Genomic DNA, 16,461 nt, shown 5'->3' on the forward strand with positions numbered 1-16,461 from the left:
AAGGAACGTGAAACACCACGGAAGCGCAATGAATTTCCCCCATTATTCAAGTCAAGATGCGCCAATGCTACAAGGTTAATTCCGCAATTCGGAAACGGCTTCCCGGGACGCGTACGGGGTTCCCTTCCGACGGCGGTGCGTCCCGCCGTCGGGCTTTCCCGGAAGCCTCCGGTTCCCCGTTGCCCGCACGGCGGGGGGCCTCACATGCCGGCTGACCGCCCAAGTTTTCCCCAAGCGGGCGCCCGCACACTTCAAACACACTTCGCTGGGGACTGCCGGGCACCGCGTCCGGCTGAGTGAGGAAGGAGCTCCGATGTTTTATGAAAGCAGCACCAGACGCCGCTCGGCAATGCAGCCCGGCGGCATGGCGGCACCACGCGGCCCGGGACTCGCGGCCAAGGCACAAAAGTGGGAGACGGCGGCTTGCCAGGCACTCAGACCGGTGGCGCTGCGCCTCCTGCGGGTAGTGCTCGGCGTGGTCTTCATTTGGTTCGGCGCACTAAAGATCACCGGCAACTCACCGGTGGCCGGACTGGTCGCCAAAACTTTGCCGTTCGGCAACGACCAGTTGGTTGTGATCGTGCTGGGAACAGGGGAGGCGCTGCTCGGAGCCATGCTCATGGCCGGGGTCTTTGTTCGCCTGACACTGCTGGTCATGGCCCTGCATCTGGCCGGAACGTTCGCGACATTTGTCATGGTCCCCGACGCCATGTTCAGCCAGGGCGACCCCCTGATGCTGACCGCCAGCGGCGAGTTTGTGATGAAGAATGCCGTTCTCATCTCGGCGGCCCTGGTTCTTCTCGCCCATACCGGCCGGGCCGGCTCTTCCCCTGAGACCGTCCCCGCGCCTAACTGACAGTGGCAGCACGCGCCGTTTTCAGCGGCGAGAACGGCGCGAGCTGCCACTTACGCGGGACTGCCCCTTAACCGGACTGCCACTTACCGGGCACGGCGGGACGTGCGGCTACCGCCCTGCCGGTTCCCGCCGTCGTGCCGCGTAGGCGAACAGCGACGTCGTAGCCACGGTGGCCAGGTACCCGGCGATCACGATCAGTGAAATCCCGGCCCAGAAGTAGTTGGTGGTGCTGCCCTCCTGGCCCGGCAGCGGCGCGATCTTGACCAGCGAATACATAGCCACCGCGGCCGACACCAGCCCCAGCACCACGGGAAGCCCGATCCACAACCGCGCGGACGCCCAGTGCCCGTTGAAGCCGTCCCAGACATTCCATTCGTGGCTGCCCGTGCGGATGATCAGCCAGCCCGCCGGAATCATGAAACAGCCCACCAGCAGGAACGCGGCCACCACATCGGCGGGCCGGTGCCATTGGTTCACCAGCGTGGACATCCCCGACGCAATCGCGAAACTGCCGCCCACGAACCCCGCCAGCGGCCGCCAGCGCGGTGACGCCATCAGGAACACTGCTGCCGCCGCCGACGCCGCCAGTGTGGTGTGTCCGGAAGGCAGCGAGTTCAGCTCGAGCGTCTCCACGCCCCGATACGGCCGCGCCGGCAGCAGGTCCTTGAGCACCTGCGTGGCGATGTTCGCGCCAACGCACGCCACCATCGCAATGCTCGCGGCCCGCCAGCGTCGGTGTATCACCGTGACCAGAAGAACGACGACGGCGGCCATCACCAGAGAGATGGTGGGCAGCCAGTCCAGGAACTGGGTGGTGACCTTGCCCGCGGGCCCGTGGATGGCCACAGCCTCCACCAGGGCGGACTCGTCGATGAACTGCCCGGTGGTGGTGCGGACAAAGTAGTAATACGTGGCCGCGAGCCCGGTCATGCAGGCCAGGGTGGCCACTGCAAAGAGGAAGCCGGTGCCCCTGGCAAGGCGCATCCGGCCCGCGGGCTGCTGGCGTCTGGGGTTCCTGAGCTGGAAAGTCATCGTAACAAGGGTGTCACAGTTTGCTGGGAGTCGCCTGTCTGCCGCCGCCGCAAAAGTACGACTTGCAGCGCTGGGGAGCCCAGCCGACGGATAGAGTTTGGGCATGGCCGGATTCGTGGATGCACTGGGCCCCATCCTGGAAATGATGACGTGGGTGGGGTTCGTTCCTGGGGTGCCGCTGCTCGTGTGGGGCCTGGTCATCAGCAGGCGGCGATGTGTCTGGACCAGCACGACGGCGGAGGTATACACGGCCGGAGGATTCACCGGATTCCGCTGGACCGACCATGACAACGTTTCACGGCAGACGCTCGTGGATGCCGACGTGGCGGAAGGAAGGGTGGCAGGAAACGCAGTGAAACTCCACTACGACGTCTGCCACCCATCCCGCTGGGGCCTCGGACCGCCCAAGCACGACAACACCGTCCTGATCCTGGGCTGGATCCTCACCGGCGTCGGCATCCTGAGCACAGTCGGAGGATTCCTGCTGCTGCTCTTCTAGAATCTGGTGTTGTCCAGTTCCTGCCGGGCCGGCCGAATGGCGGTGCAGCCCGGCGGAGGTCGCGTAACTCCCGGGCCGCGCCGAGGGCCTGCCAGTGGACGGCGCCGGCCTGCAGGGGCCGCGCCGTGCGGCCGGGCCGCACCGGCCGCACGTCGTTATTAAGTGTGCGAATCGAGCCGCGCGCCGTGCCCGGCCGGGCCCGGCGAGTTCCCACCACGCCGGTTCCTGTCCCGGAGATGGTCCAGCAGCGCCTGCTCGGGATGCCCCGGATTCTCTGCCAGATGCCGCAGCAGACGGCGCCGGACTTCGGAACGGGGATCGGCGGTTGCCAGCACGCCTTGAATAATGTCCAGGACCTGCTGGTGGAGTTCCGAATCGTCGATCGTGATGGTGGAAGGCTGACTGTTCGGAACTCCCACGGTGTATCCCCAACGCTCCTGCGGGATTGGCTCGTGCAGATCCCGAACTTCCCTGTGTATCCCGGGCTCCTTCAGCTGAGGGGAAGCTGATCCGGGGTGCCGCCGCTGGCTAGTAGTCATGGCCTGTCCCGCTGTCGTCGAAGGGGACATGGGAAGTGGGGTCGTCGGTAGGGGCCACGGCTGGGGACGTGATCTGGGTCGGGTCAACGCGCTGAACCATGCCGGAATCCGGATCGGTGGCAGGGCTGCTTTCCTGCGGCTGCGCCGGCTCGGCCAGCCTGGTCGCCGTGGGGATCGGCGTCGAGGATGCGGGATTGAGCGGCGCGGACTTGAGGTTCGGCGAATTGGGCCGGGCGGACGCGGACGGTTTGCCGAGCGGAGCCACGCCGGGATGCCTGGTGAGGCCGTCACCATGGACAGCAGAGCGCGGATCGGGTTCGCGCACCACAACTCCGGAATACTTTTCGTCAGGTGCCCCGACGACTGCCTGACTCCACACCGAAATGCCGGCAAGCGCAACCAGCGGAATGCTCAGCAACGACCATTTCTTCATCGCTCCGCCTTCCCTCACCGGTCCGCCTTCCTTGCTGTTGATTCCACTCTGCGGTGCGAAGGTGAAGCGCGGATGAGACCTGCATGAGAGTCCTCTCATGCAATGGCTAGACCGGCGCAGGCTCCTGTCCATTTGGCTCACCGTTGCGCCGCGTTCCCGAGGTGCCGCCATCGGCGTTTTCCCCGCCGTGACCCTCCTGGGCGCTCCCGTCGACCTCGGCCTCCGTGGGGCTGGAGCCGTCGGCCGGGAGGGACTCCTGCTCGCCGGGCAGACGCATGAGCCGGTAGCCCACACCCCTGACCGTCTGGATGCGCTCCTGACCGAGCTTGTGCCGCAGATACCGCACGTAGACGTCAACCACGTTGGACGACCCCTCGAAGTGATAGCCCCACACACGGCTCAGGAGCTGTTCGCGGCTCAGCACGCGGCCGGCGTTCTCCATGAAGGTCCGCGCCATGACGAACTCCCGGGCGGACAGGTCGATCACGCGTCCGCCAATTCCCGCCGTGCGGAGGTTGATATCCAGCGTCAGATCCCCGTAAACAAGCGCCGGAGTGGGGGCAGCGGTCGCCGTGCCCCGGAGCCGCAGCTTCACGCGGGACAGCAGCTCCTCGAACCGGAAGGGCTTGGTCATGTAGTCGTCCGCCCCGCCCTCAAGCGCGGCAACGGTGTATTCCAGGCTGTCTGCAGCCGTCAGCACGATCACCGGAACCGTGGAGTGCATGGCGCGGAGATTCCTTAGAACGGCGAGGCCGTCCATCCTTGGCATACCGATGTCCAGGATCAGGAGGTCGAACTCGCCGGACGTGGCATAGTCCAGGGCCTTCACGCCGTCAGCTACCTGGGTGGTGGTGTAACCCGCCGCGGTGAGCCCCTTTGCGAGGAACGCGGCGATGCGGGGCTCGTCATCGGCGATCAGAATCCGGGTCACGGAGTGCCTACCGTGCTGGCCACCACCGCAGGGCCCGACGCCGGTCCAGCCAGCCGCGGTTTGGCGGCGGGGGCCGCTGTGATTGTCTCAGCATCGCTGATTTTTTCTTCGGTGCCGTCACCGCCCCCGGACGGAATACTCAGCACGAAGCGGCTTCCCTCGCCCACGGCCGATTCCAGCCGAACCGTTCCGCCGTGCGCCTCAACAATGGCTTTGACGATCGAGAGGCCCAGCCCCGAGCCCTCGGTGCCGGCAGAATTGTGGCCCTTCCCGAAGCGTTCAAAGATGTGCTCGTGCTCGTCCGCCGGAATGCCGGTGCCGGTGTCCGCCACCCAGATTTCGAAGTCCTTAGCCGCGCCGGCCCGCGCGCCGTAAGCCATGCCGCCGTCGTTCTCTTCCCAGGCCGCCCCTACCGAAATCCGGTCCGCCTCCGATGTGTGTTTCACTGCGTTCGCCGCGAGCTGTTCCAGCGCCTGGGTGAGCCGGCGGCGGTCCGCATGGATGAGGCCGCCGGGCTTGGCGTCCAGCTGCCAGTGCCGCGGGCCCAGAACCTTGATCCGGTTCAAGATGTCATCCAAGAAATCGTCGGCTTCGATCCAGTCCGGGGAGACAAAATCCGGACGGCCGCTGCGGGCGAGGATCAGCAGCTCGTCCACGAGCGACTGCATCCGGTCCAGCTCATCCAGGAGCAGGTCGCGGGTCTGGCCGACGTCCTCGGGATCGCCGGCGTTGAGGAGTTCCAGGTAGCCGCGGATGATCGTCATGGGCGTCCGGAGCTCGTGGCTGGCATCGTGCACGAAGCGGCTCTGGTTCTCGAAGCCGGACTCCAGCCGCTCCAGCATATGGTTGAAGTTCTTGGCCAGCTGGGCGACGTCATCCGTGCTGGCGGGGACCTCGACCCGTTTGGTCAGGTCTTCGAACGTTGTGGCCTGCGTGGCCTCCCGCAGGCGCCGGACGGGACTGAGCAGGCGCCCGATGACCATCCACCCGACAACTCCGGCAAACAACAGCGTCGCAGCCGAGGCCAGCGCATAATTCCACATCGACACGAACACCAGGTGGCGCTGCTTGCCGATCTCGTTGGCTGCAACCAGCAGCCCTTCGTCCTGTGTGCCTTCCAAAGACACCGACGTGATTGCCAGCCGGACCGTCCTGCCGTCGATGGTCGTGTCCCGAAGAACGGTCCGGCCGGGAGCGCGCATGTTCCAGATCCTTTGGATCAGGGGCCCGGAGCTCAGGTTGGTACCCTGCGGCACGGACGGAAGGATGGTGTTCCCGCCCCGGATCGTGGTCATGACCGATTCGTACCCGCCCGGTGTGCCGCTCCGCAGGAACGTGGTGAAAAGGTCATCCAGGCTGCCATATGAAGCACCCCCGGAACCCGGCACGCCTTTCTTTGCCAGGTCCTCAAGTTGTGCGGCCGGCAGGCGCAGCTCCGCGTTGACCCTGTTGTTGAGGGCACTGAGCTGGGCGGCGTGCGTGAAAGCCCCCGAGCCGAAAAGTCCCACTCCCATGAAGACCAGAAGCGTGGCCAGCACCCGGAAGCGGACGGAATGGAATTCGGCGTGCAGCTCGGCCCGGACGTCTGACCGCCTTTCCGGTCGCTTTTCTAGTCGCTTTTCCGGCCGCGGGCCGTGGCGCTGAGCCGGCCGCAGGCCTGGCCGCCGGGCAAACCGCAGCCTTGACCGATGCTCGCCGTCGGCCTTCACCGTTGTGCCTCTTCTATCTGCGGATGCGGCGACGGCCGGTGGAAGCGCGGCCCGTACAGCTCTTTACGCGCGTGCCTACAGACTTGACCGCGTAACGGTGCACGCAATTTCCCTCGGGCCGAAGATTTTTTTTGAGTCCAGGGGCCACCGAAAACACCACGCATTGCCGGGTACTCGGAGTACTTGCTTGTACTGGGTACGGCCACGGTCAGCGTCATGAGGTCACCCATTTCATGCATATCTGGCGGTCCTCCGGGGTGAGGATCGCATGAACGCCGCTGGGAACTGCGGTAATACCAAACTACGCCTGAGTTCTTGGGAAAAACTTGCACTTTTGTAGCCCCAGACGCCCCATCCCCAAGGTTTAAGGGGGATGCCTGAAGGGGCCAAGCCAAGTGGTCACCCCTTGGCTGGGGAAGCAACCAAGTAGTCCTTTCCCGAAAATTCGAGTACCCGCTACTCGTGCCCGTGCTTGCCTGATTGACAAGTATGAGTCCAAGCCATTCATGGGGAATGCAGTCATGGGGATAGTAGGTGCAAGATGGTTCAGACAGTTGCAGAGGACACTCGCTGGTCAAGGAGAGTCCACGAAGACGAGCACTTTCCGACAGCCTCAGAGGGTGAGGGTGGAGCGCCGGCGCGGCTCTCGATCAGCATCCTGGGTCCGCTCAAGGTCCGCCGCGGAAACGTGGTCATCGGATCCCACGAGCTGGGCGGCCCGAAACCGCGGCAGGTCCTTGAGATCTTGTTGCTCAAGCTCGGAACACCGGTTTCCAAGAACCACCTGATCGACGTCCTGTGGAACGGCCAGCCTCCCGCCGAGGCCCTGTCCACTCTCGAAAGCTATGTCAGCGTCCTGCGGCGCCACCTGCAGCCGGGCTCCGGCAAGGGCGGAGCGCTTCGGACGGTCACCGGCGGATACTTGATTGACCGCGCCGCGGTGGACCTGGACCTTGACCGGTTCGACGATCTCCTGAAGCAGGCCGGACACGCCGCCCCCGCGGAGTCCTACAAGATGCTTGAGAAGGCACTGGAGATCGCCTCGGTGCCGCTGCTCGGCGATGAGCTCCTAGCCGGCTGGGCCGAAGAGGAACGGGCGCTGCACGCAGCCCGCGTGGCCAGCATCAAGGCCCGGGCCGCCGAAGCCGCCGTCACCGTGGGCCAGCCGGAGCGCGCCGTGGCCCTCGCCAGCGAACTGCTCCTGGATGACCCCATCAACGAAAGGGCCTGGACCGCACTGGTGCTGGGCCTCGAGGAATCCGGACAGTACATGGAGGCGCTTCGGGCGTACGGACGCTGCCGCCGTGTCATGGACCAGGAGATCGGCTGCCTGCCCGGGCGGGCTCTGCGCGATGCGCACGCCCGGCTGCTCCAGGCAACCGCCGTGAGCGATGATGAAGCTGCTGACCTGTCCGACGGGGATTCACCGCTTCCCCCGCTTTCTTCTCAGCGTATGCGGGAGATCAGCATCCTGACCATCGACGACCACAGCACCTTCACCGAGCTGCTCACCGCTGCCCTGGACCGCGAGCCGGACCTGCGCAGCGTGGCCTCGGCCACCACCGCCAAGAGCGGCGTCGAGCAGAGCATGGCGCTCAAGCCCGACGTCGTGATCATGGACTACCACCTGCCCGACGGCGACGGCCTCACCGCCGCTGCCCGCATCCTGGCGGATGCTCCACAGACGCGGATCGTGATGCTGACCGGCGACCCGACTCCGGAGGCGCTGCGCACAGCCGCCTCGATGGGCATCTGCGCCTTCCTTCCCAAGGGCGGCTCGCTGTCCACGCTCCTGGATACGCTCCGGTACGCACGGGCCGGCAACATGGTTGTTCACCCGTCGCTGGTCGCACAGCTGGGCATGAGCACTCCGAAGCCCGCCGCGGCTGTCCGCGAAGTGGAGCCGGGCGGTCCGGTGCTGACGCCGCGCGAGCTGGACGTGCTCAGGCTGATGGCCGGCGGTCACGGTTCAAAGGAAGTGGCAAGCAAGCTGGACATCTCGCTCAACACCTGCCGGGGCTACGTGAAGGCAATCTTCGCCAAGCTGGGAACCCATTCTCAGCTCGAATCGGTTATGGAAGCTTCACGGCGCGGCATGCTCGAGCAGCCGTCCAATGGCTAGGCCATCCCTCCGGAGGCCTGTACTGTTCCGTCCGCTGGAATCGCCGGCATCCGAGCGTTCCGAAGTCTTCAAGGCCGTCCGTCGTTTCCTGCTCATGGGTCTGGTGGCCCTGGTTGTGGTTATCACGCCAGTGGCCTTTTGGATCTGGTCCGAGGCCGAAAGACATGCGCTGCAGAATTCGGAGCACTCCACGGAGCAATTGGCGCAGAACGTGGTGGGGCCGCTCCTGGACAAATCAGTGCTGTCCGGAAACCCGGCCGCGGTGGCGCGCCTCGATGCGCGGCTTCGTCCCTGGATGGATGACCGGTCTGTCTTTGAAATCAGGCTCTGGAACAAGAACGGGCGCATCGTCTACTCGGAGGACCCCAAGCTGATCGGGCAGACGTTCGAGCTGCCCGGGGAGGCCGCCGAGGTGCTGAACGGCCAGGATGTGCCGGCCAACCTGGATATGCAGAAGGACGAGGTCAGTTCGCCAGGAGCCTCCACCGAGGAATTGGTTGAGGTCTACGTTCCCGTCACTGCACCCAACGGTGAGCTGCTCGTGTTCGAGGCCTACTACGACGTCGGTGCTGTCCGCCTGGAGCAGACTGCGGTGCTGTTCGGCATGGCGCCGCCCTTCCTCCTTGCATTGGGCGTGCTGCAATTGGCACAACTTTTCCCGGCCGTTAGGCTCGCAAAGCGTATCCAGGCCTATGAGGCCGCCCGCAGCCGCCTCCTGCACCGAGCCATTGAAGCCTCGGAACTGGAACGCCAGCGGATTGCGCGTGACCTGCACGATGAAGTGATCCAGGACCTCTCGGGTTTGTCCTACGTGCTGGAATCCGAGGAGCTGCACGGTCCGGTAGGCCAGCGCCAGCTTTTCGCTGATGCCCGGCGGATCCTGCAGGATAACGTCCGGAGCCTGCGCGCGATGACCAGCGAGCTCTACCCGCCGGACCTCAACCGGCTGGGCCTGTCAGGCGCCCTTGCCAGACTGGGTGATCCACTTGAGGAACGCGGAATCAGCCTCGCGCTCGAGCTTCCGGCCAAGTGCGAGCTGGACCGGGACCGTGCCGCCCTGTTCTACCGAGTGGCGCGGGAGGCCCTGGCCAACACGGCCAAGCATTCCAAAGCGGCCAACGCCGAGCTCCAGCTCAGGCAGGACGGGAAACGCTCCGAAATCCGGATCCACGACGACGGCTGCGGTTTTGACCAGAGCTTGGGATCACCCGAGGGCCACTTCGGCCTGCGGATCATGCGGGACACCATCTGCGAGGCCGGCGGGACCCTGCAGGTGATGTCGGCTCCCGGACGGGGGACCACAGTGATTGCCCGGTTCGGCGTCGGCGTCGAGGCGGATCTGGCCGCCGACGTCTACGATGACATCGACGACGACGTCCCGGGGGACGTCCCTGGGGTGCCGCAGCCGGTTCCCTAGGAACCTTCGGCGCTTGGGGTTCCTAGGAGCCTTGGGATCCTTGGATTTCTGTGGGTCCTTTGGGTCTTGGGTGCAGCGGCGGTGCCGCCGTTTTTGAAGGTTTAGGCTTGCTGCATTGGGGTGCAGCGGCTCGTCCTGCTGTCGTGGCACTTGCCCGTCGGCTGGATTGCGGTCTTGGGGGTCGCGATCTGGCCCGGACTTCCCAGGCCATAACGGCAACGCGCCCAATTGCAGGCCCAAAAGGCCGTTTCTCGGTTTCCCTCCTAATTTCTGCACAACATTCCTGCACCACACAATTTGCTAGGTCTCAATCGCGGCTCCCTCGTCAACAGGGCGCCGCCCCAAAAGCCGCCGGTCCCCCCACGACGTTGGGGGGCCGGCGTCGTTCAAAGAAAGCTCAGTCAAATGACATCGCAGAGCCCGGAAGGTCCCGCTGGACTGCAGCACCCCCGCTTTGCCCGCGCATACGCACGGGCCGTCGTCGGGATGAACCGCCGAGGAGGCGCCGACCACCGCCGGCGCCTGTTGTCCGGTTTGCAAGGAAGCGTAATCGAAATCGGGGCCGGCGAGGGGTCATCGTTTGCGCTGTACCCGGAGACCGTGACGGACGTCCTGGCCATTGAACCGGACGACTATCTGCGCGGACTGGCCGACCGGCGGGCGGCTTCGGCCCCGGTACCCGTTGTCCTGGTTGCGGGATCGGCCGAACACATCCCGGCGCCGGATGCCGGCGCGAATGCGGTGGTCTGCAGCCTGGTTCTGTGCAGCGTTGCGGACCAAGCAGGCGTCCTGGCGGAAGTCTTTCGCGTGCTGCGCCCGGGTGGAACGCTGGCCTTTTACGAGCATGTCCGCTCCAGCCGCCGGATCATTGCCGCGGCGGAGGACGTGCTGGCGCCCGGCTGGCAGCGGGTGGCGGGCGGCTGCCACCCCAACAGGGACACGCTGGAGGCCATCAGTGCTGCAGGATTTCAGGTGAAGGACAACGAGCGTTTCGGTTTCTCCGGTCATCCGCTCGCCCCGCCGGTGGCTCACATTCTGGGGCATGCCACCCGACCGGAGTGAGGGACGCGGCTCGTTCGGGAGGCTTGTCCACATAGCGTGATTCCTGCTGAGGCGGCGGCTTGGGGCACCGGTACAGTGAAGCCATGCCTGCCGAACGGCCTCCCGGGCCTTCCCATTTTCCGTCGCTTTCCGCGCCGGCGTTGCGTTCTCCGGGCGACATGCCCCCTGTTGAGGAGCTGATCGGCGCCGCCCACGTGGTGGTGCTGCCCATGCGGGTGAAGTTCCGCGGCATCCTCGAACGCGAAACGCTCCTGTTAAAGGGACCCGTAGGCTGGGGCGAGTTCGGCGCCTTCCCGGAATACGGCGACGCCGAAGCCTCCCGGTGGCTCGCCGCCGCCATTGAGGCCGGCTGGCGTGGTTTCCCGGAGCCACTCCGGACCAGCATCCCCGTCAATGCCACGGTGCCGGCGGTCCCCGCCGCGCAGGTGCCGGAAATCCTGGCCCGGTTCGGCCGCGTGGACGCCGTCAAGATCAAGGTCGCCGAGCGCGGGCAGACCCTCGACGACGACGCCGCCCGGGTGGACGCGGTCCGCGCCGCACTGCCGGACGCCGCCATCCGTGTGGATGCCAACGGAGGCTGGGACGTTCCGGAGGCCGTGGAAGCACTCACCAGGCTGGCCGGCGTCGGGCTGGAATACGCGGAGCAGCCGGCGCCGGACATCGAGGGCCTTGCCGAGGTCCGCCGCCGTCTGCGCTCGGCGGGTATTCCGGTGCTGATCGCGGCCGACGAAAGCGTGCGCAAGGAAGACGATCCGCTCAAAGTGGCCCGCGCCGGCGCCGCCGATCTGATCGTGGTCAAGGTGGCGCCACTGGGGGGAGTGCGGCGTGCGCTCAGCATCGTCGCGCAGGCCGGGATGCCCGCCGTGGTGAGTTCCGCGCTGGACACGTCCGTGGGAATCCGTGCGGGCCTTGCGCTTGCTGCCGCCCTGCCGGAGCTGCCCTACGCGTGCGGCCTGGGGACGGTGTCACTCCTGGCCGGGGACGTCACCGTTGATCCGCTGGTGGCCGACGACGGCGCCATCCGGCTCCGTGAGGCCTTCGCCGACCAGGGGCTGCTGGAGCAGTACGCCGCCTCTTCGGAGAGGAGGGAATGGTGGCTAGCCCGGCTGCGCCGCGCCTACGCGGAGATCGAGTGACCGGCGGTCCTTGACGAACATACCCCCCTGGGGTATGTTAATCGTGTTGTCAGTGAAGTGGTTTGTCCAGGCCTCCCGTCCCGGGCCGTTACAGCCGTTCAACCCCAGCATCCTCATCACCTCTTTCCGTGAAGGAACGAACTGAAATGCCTGGATCAGACGCAACAACTCACGCGCATTTAGGGCGCGGAACCAACGGCCTCACCGAAAGCCACTCGGACCACGCGATGAATGCCACGTGGCCGGACGGCGATCATGAGGTGCACACGCACGGCCAGCATGCCGGGCACAGCACTGCCATGTTCAAGAACAGGTTCTGGCTCAGCCTTGCCCTGTCCTTTCCCGTCGTCTACTTCAGCCCCATGTTTGGGGACTTGCTCGGCTACATGCCGACCGAGTTCCCCGGATCCACATGGATTCCGCCAGTGCTGGGTACAGTGATCTTCTTCTACGGTGGCCAGCCCTTCCTCAACGGTGGCCTGTCCGAACTCAAGGCCCGGCGCCCCGGCATGATGCTGCTGATCGGCATGGCCATCAGCGTCGCCTTCGCTGCCTCCTGGGCCACGAGCCTGGGCATCGGCGGATTTGACCTCGATTTCTGGTGGGAGCTGGCACTGCTCGTGGCCATCATGCTGCTGGGCCACTGGATCGAAATGCGCGCCCTCGGTTCCGCCCAGGGGGCGCTCGACGCGCTAGCGGCACTGCTGCCGGACGAGGCCGAGCGAATCACCGGCCACGGCACCGAAACCGTCAGCGTCCTGGAGCTCCGGAGCGGCGACACCGTGCTGGTCCGTTCCGGAGCCAGGATGCCCGCGGACGGCACGATTATCGGTGGCCAGGCTGAATTCGACGAATCCATGATCACCGGCGAGTCCAGGACTGTTCCCCGTGGCGTGGGCGACCCCGTGGTCGCCGGGACTGTAGCTACGGACAGTTCCGTCCGCGTCCGCATCACTGCCGTCGGCGACGACACGGCGCTGGCCGGCATCCAGCGGCTGGTCGCGGAAGCGCAGGCGTCGTCGTCGAAAGCGCAGGCCCTGGCCGACAGGGCTGCGGCCTTCCTCTTCTACTTCGCAGCAGGCGCAGGCGTCATCACGTTCATTGTCTGGACCCTGCTCGGCAGCGTTCCGGACGCCGTTACCCGCACGGTCACCGTGCTGGTCATCGCCTGCCCGCATGCCCTGGGCCTGGCCATCCCGTTGGTCATCGCCATCTCCACCGAGCAGGCCGCCCGCGTCGGCGTGCTGATCAAGGACCGGATGGCCCTGGAAAGCATGCGGACCATCGACGTCGTGCTGTTCGACAAAACCGGCACGCTGACCAGGGGCGAGCCGGAACTCAAGGATGCGGCCAGCGCGGACGGCGTGGGCAGGGAAGAGCTGCTGGGTCTCGCCGCCGCGGTTGAGGCGGACAGTGAGCACCCCGTGGCCCGGGCGATTGTGCGGGCAGCACGGGAGCAGGGACTGCGTATTCCCTTGGCCACTGACTTCACGTCACTGACGGGCAGGGGCGTGCGGGCCGCCGTGGACGGCCGCCTCGTTCAGGTGGGCGGCCCTGCGCTGCTCCGGGAGCTAGGCATTGCGGAAACCGGAGAATTGGCTGAAGCCACCAGCCGCTGGAAGGGCCGCGGGGCGGCGGTGTTGCACGTGGTGGAGGGCGACAGGATTCTCGGAGCGGTGAGCCTTGAGGACGCCGTCCGCGACGAATCGAGGCGGGCTGTCTCCGCACTTCAGCACCGGGGTATCCGGGTGGCCATGATCACCGGCGACGCCCGGCAGGTGGCACAGGCCGTGGCCGCCGAGCTGGGCATCGACGAGGTATTCGCCGAGGTGCTCCCTGCGGACAAGGACAAGAAGGTGGCCGAGCTGCAGGGCCGCGGCCTGAAGGTGGCCATGGTGGGCGACGGCGTCAACGATTCGCCGGCGCTGGCCAGGGCGGAAGTAGGCATCGCGATCGGCGCCGGCACGGACGTGGCCGTCGAGTCAGCGGGCGTCATCCTGGCCGGCAACGATCCCCGGTCTGTGCTGTCCATGGTGGATCTGTCCAGGGCAAGCTACCGAAAGATGTGGCAGAACCTGGTGTGGGCCACCGGCTACAACATCATTTCCGTCCCGCTGGCCGCCGGTGTGCTGGCCTTCGCGGGAGTGGTGCTCTCACCGGCCGCCGGCGCGGTGCTGATGTCCCTGTCCACGATCGTCGTTGCACTCAACGCCCAGCTGCTGCGCCGGCTGAAGCTCAACCCGGCCCGGATCAGCTGACCCGCCGGCGCCCGGCAGTTGCTTCTTCCTGCGCTGCGAACATGAACTTACAGGTCTGTAAGTTCACCGGATCTTAACCAGAGCGTCCTCTCACATTTAGTTCTCGCTGGAAGGGTGGCCGGGACCGCATCTCACCCCTTGGAAGGTCTCTCCATGTCTGAAATCCCCGGGCGCAAGTTTGCCCTGCTGCCTATGCTCGGCCACACCAAAGGCAAGCGCAGCCCCGTCACCTGTGCGCTGAAGTGCGACAACGCCTGCTCGGGCGACGTCTGCAACACCAGCTCCAACAGCTACTTCCGTGACATCGCGTCCACCACCCTGTCCCGCCGCGCCGCCCTGGGCTTCGGCGCCGCCGGTGCTCTCGCCGTCGTACTCGGCGGCTCCCTGACTTCTTCCGAAACTGCCGTTGCCGACGGCGGGACCGGCCTGTCGGCCGCCGCGACGAACGGTTACGGCCGCGCGGGCACGTCCAAGCTTCAGTTCACCGCCATTCCCTCCATCGGCACCGACGTCGACGCCGTGACCGTTCCGGCAGGCTTCACCTGGCAGCCAGTCATCCGCTGGGGTGACCCGATCTTCAACGACGCCCCCGCGTTCGATCTCACGAACCAGACCGCCGCTGCACAGTCGCGGCAGTTCGGCTACAACAACGACTACTCGGACATCCTGGAGATCCCGGGCAGCAAGGGCCGCCGCGCCCTGCTCTTCGCCAACCATGAGTACACCAACGAGAACATCATGTTCCCGGCCACGATGCCGGCCGCCGAGATGCGGGCCGTCGGTGCCGCCGCCCACGGGCTGACCGTGGTGGAGCTGGAGCGTAAGAACAAGAACCAGCCGTGGAGCTACGTGAAGGGCGCCGGCCTGAACCGGCGGTACCTTAACAGCACCCGCTACGAGCTGACGGGGCCCGTCGCCGGCTCCCTCCTCGTCAAAACGACTGCCGATCCGGCCGGACGCTGGATCAACGGCACGCTGGGCAACTGCTCCGGCGGCACCACGCCGTGGGGCACCGTCCTGTCCGGCGAGGAGAACTTCAACGGCTACTTCGTCGCCCCGGGCACGTCCGCCGCCGATAAGCGCTACGGCCTCACCAACAAGCCCACGGCCCGCCAGTGGGAACTTGATGACCCGCGCTTCGACGCCAACAACTCCGGCTACGAGAACGAAACCAACCGCTTCGGCTGGATCGTGGAAGTCGACCCGTTCGACCCCACCTCCACCCCGAAGAAGCACTCTTCCCTGGGCCGCTTCAAGCACGAAGGCGCCAACGTGATCGTGGCCAGGTCCGGGCACGTTGTGGCCTACATGGGCGACGACGAGCGCTTCGACTACCTGTACAAGTTCGTCTCAAAGAACAAGTTCATCGACGGGAACCGCCGTCACAACATGACGCTGCTCTCCGAGGGCGACCTGTACGTGGCCAAGTTCACCGGCGACGCACCGGCGTCCCAGATCGACGGCTCCGGTTCGGTTCCGGCCGACGGTTCCTTCGACGGCACCGGCGAATGGCTGCCCCTCGTGGTGAGCGGGAAGTCCAAGGTCGCCGGGATGTCCGTGGAGGAAGTGCTCGTCTACACGCGACTGGCCGCGGACAAGGTGGGCCCCACCAAGATGGACCGCTGCGAGGACGTCCAGCCGAGTCTGCACACCGGCAAGGTCTACGTGGCCTGCACCAACAACTCCGACCGCGGCAAGGTGGGCAAGGAAGGCGCCACGGAGGTCAACCCGCGCAACGAAAACCGGGACGGCCACATCGTCGAGATCACCGAGAACGGCGACCAGACCTCGACGAAGTTCACGTGGAACCTGCTGATGGTCTGCGGTGATCCCGCTACCGGCGACGTCACCTACTTCTCCGGTTTCCCGGCAGACCAGGTCTCGGCGATCTCCTGCCCGGACAACCTGGCCTTCGACTCCGTGGGCAACCTTTGGATCTCCACCGACGGCGCCCCCTCCGGGATCGGCAAGGCGGACGGGCTTTTCAAAGTCACCCTGGAAGGCACCGAGCGCGGCCGCGTGGAGCAGTTCCTCGCCGTCCCGCGCGACGCCGAAACGTGCGGCCCCATCGTCCACGACGACGAACGCACTGTTTTCGTTTCCGTGCAGCACCCGGGCGAGGAAGGCACCTTCGAGGCGCCGCACTCGTACTTCCCGGACTACGTGCCTGCCGGTGCCACACCGAAGCGCGGCCAGGTCCGGGCACCGCGGCCGTCCGTGATCCAGGTCTTCCGCAAGAGCGCGTAGGGGCTCCGCTCCCGACCCTCTCGCAGGTCCTGTGGCTTTCTGGTCGACCCTCTCGCAGGTCCTGTGGGTTTCTGGTCGACCCTCTCGCAGGTCCTGTGGGTTTCTGGTCGACCCTCTCGCAGGTTCTGTGGGTTTCTGGCCGACCCTCTCGCAGGTTCTGTGGGTTTCTGGCCGACCCTCTCGCAGGTCCTGTGGCGGGGGAGGGCGGGATCTGCGGGAG

At 66.1% G+C, this 16,461-nt stretch carries 13 protein-coding genes; 8 read left to right on the forward strand and 5 right to left on the reverse strand.

The annotated features are described in order from the left end of the window. Positions 1-313: 313 nt before the first annotated feature. A complete protein-coding gene (locus tag LQ144_RS12145) occupies positions 314-856 on the forward strand; it encodes a DoxX family protein (protein ID WP_230118964.1) in 543 nt (180 codons plus the stop codon). 108 nt (positions 857-964) lie between these two features. On the opposite strand, the gene LQ144_RS12150 is transcribed toward LQ144_RS12145, so the two are convergent. Continuing rightward, complete coding sequence (locus LQ144_RS12150) at positions 965-1,840, reverse strand: phosphatase PAP2 family protein (protein WP_230118975.1); 876 nt, start codon at positions 1,838-1,840, stop codon at positions 965-967. A gap of 151 nt (positions 1,841-1,991) precedes the next feature. On the opposite strand from LQ144_RS12150, the gene LQ144_RS12155 reads away from it, so the two are divergent. Beyond that, positions 1,992-2,387: a hypothetical protein gene (locus tag LQ144_RS12155; RefSeq protein WP_230118965.1), complete on the forward strand. Its 396-nt coding sequence runs from the start codon at positions 1,992-1,994 to the stop codon at positions 2,385-2,387. A gap of 158 nt (positions 2,388-2,545) precedes the next feature. Here LQ144_RS12155 and LQ144_RS12160 read toward each other — a convergent pair whose 3' ends face one another. From LQ144_RS12160 to LQ144_RS12175, 4 genes are all read right to left on the reverse strand, one after another. Continuing rightward, the gene (locus tag LQ144_RS12160; RefSeq protein ID WP_230118966.1) at positions 2,546-2,806 is read right to left on the reverse strand and encodes a hypothetical protein; all 261 of its coding nucleotides are present in this window, start codon (positions 2,804-2,806) and stop codon (positions 2,546-2,548) included. Positions 2,807-2,915: 109 nt separating this feature from the next. Further along, on the reverse strand, positions 2,916-3,359 hold the full coding sequence (locus LQ144_RS12165; RefSeq protein WP_230118967.1) for a hypothetical protein: 444 nt from the start codon (positions 3,357-3,359) through the stop codon (positions 2,916-2,918). A gap of 106 nt (positions 3,360-3,465) precedes the next feature. Next, on the reverse strand, positions 3,466-4,290 hold the full coding sequence (locus LQ144_RS12170) for a response regulator transcription factor (RefSeq protein ID WP_354962146.1): 825 nt from the start codon (positions 4,288-4,290) through the stop codon (positions 3,466-3,468). Further along, positions 4,287-5,828, reverse strand: coding sequence for a HAMP domain-containing sensor histidine kinase (locus tag LQ144_RS12175; protein ID WP_230118968.1), 1,542 nt, complete (start codon positions 5,826-5,828; stop codon positions 4,287-4,289). The genes LQ144_RS12170 and LQ144_RS12175 overlap by 4 nt, the downstream gene beginning before the upstream one ends. Before the next feature lie 712 nt (positions 5,829-6,540). On the opposite strand from LQ144_RS12175, the gene LQ144_RS12180 reads away from it, so the two are divergent. From LQ144_RS12180 to LQ144_RS12205, 6 genes are all read left to right on the forward strand, one after another. Next, a complete protein-coding gene (locus LQ144_RS12180) occupies positions 6,541-8,121 on the forward strand; it encodes a response regulator (RefSeq protein ID WP_230118969.1) in 1,581 nt (526 codons plus the stop codon). Next, positions 8,114-9,538, forward strand: coding sequence for a sensor histidine kinase (locus LQ144_RS12185; RefSeq protein WP_230118970.1), 1,425 nt, complete (start codon positions 8,114-8,116; stop codon positions 9,536-9,538). The genes LQ144_RS12180 and LQ144_RS12185 overlap by 8 nt, the downstream gene beginning before the upstream one ends. Before the next feature lie 405 nt (positions 9,539-9,943). Beyond that, positions 9,944-10,600 carry a class I SAM-dependent methyltransferase gene (locus LQ144_RS12190; RefSeq protein WP_230118971.1) on the forward strand — a complete coding sequence of 219 codons (657 nt, stop codon included), beginning with the start codon at positions 9,944-9,946 and terminating at the stop codon, positions 10,598-10,600. Positions 10,601-10,758: 158 nt separating this feature from the next. Next, positions 10,759-11,736 carry an o-succinylbenzoate synthase gene (locus tag LQ144_RS12195; RefSeq protein ID WP_230118976.1) on the forward strand — a complete coding sequence of 326 codons (978 nt, stop codon included), beginning with the start codon at positions 10,759-10,761 and terminating at the stop codon, positions 11,734-11,736. A gap of 146 nt (positions 11,737-11,882) precedes the next feature. After that, a complete protein-coding gene (locus LQ144_RS12200) occupies positions 11,883-13,994 on the forward strand; it encodes a copper-translocating P-type ATPase (protein ID WP_230118972.1) in 2,112 nt (703 codons plus the stop codon). A 153-nt stretch (positions 13,995-14,147) separates the two neighbouring features. Then, positions 14,148-16,241: a PhoX family phosphatase gene (locus tag LQ144_RS12205; protein ID WP_230118973.1), complete on the forward strand. Its 2,094-nt coding sequence runs from the start codon at positions 14,148-14,150 to the stop codon at positions 16,239-16,241. Positions 16,242-16,461 lie beyond the last annotated feature (220 nt).

The sequence above is a fragment of the Arthrobacter sp. Bi83 genome, from assembly GCF_918698095.1.
In the GTDB taxonomy this organism is placed as follows: Bacteria; Actinomycetota; Actinomycetes; order Actinomycetales; family Micrococcaceae; genus Arthrobacter.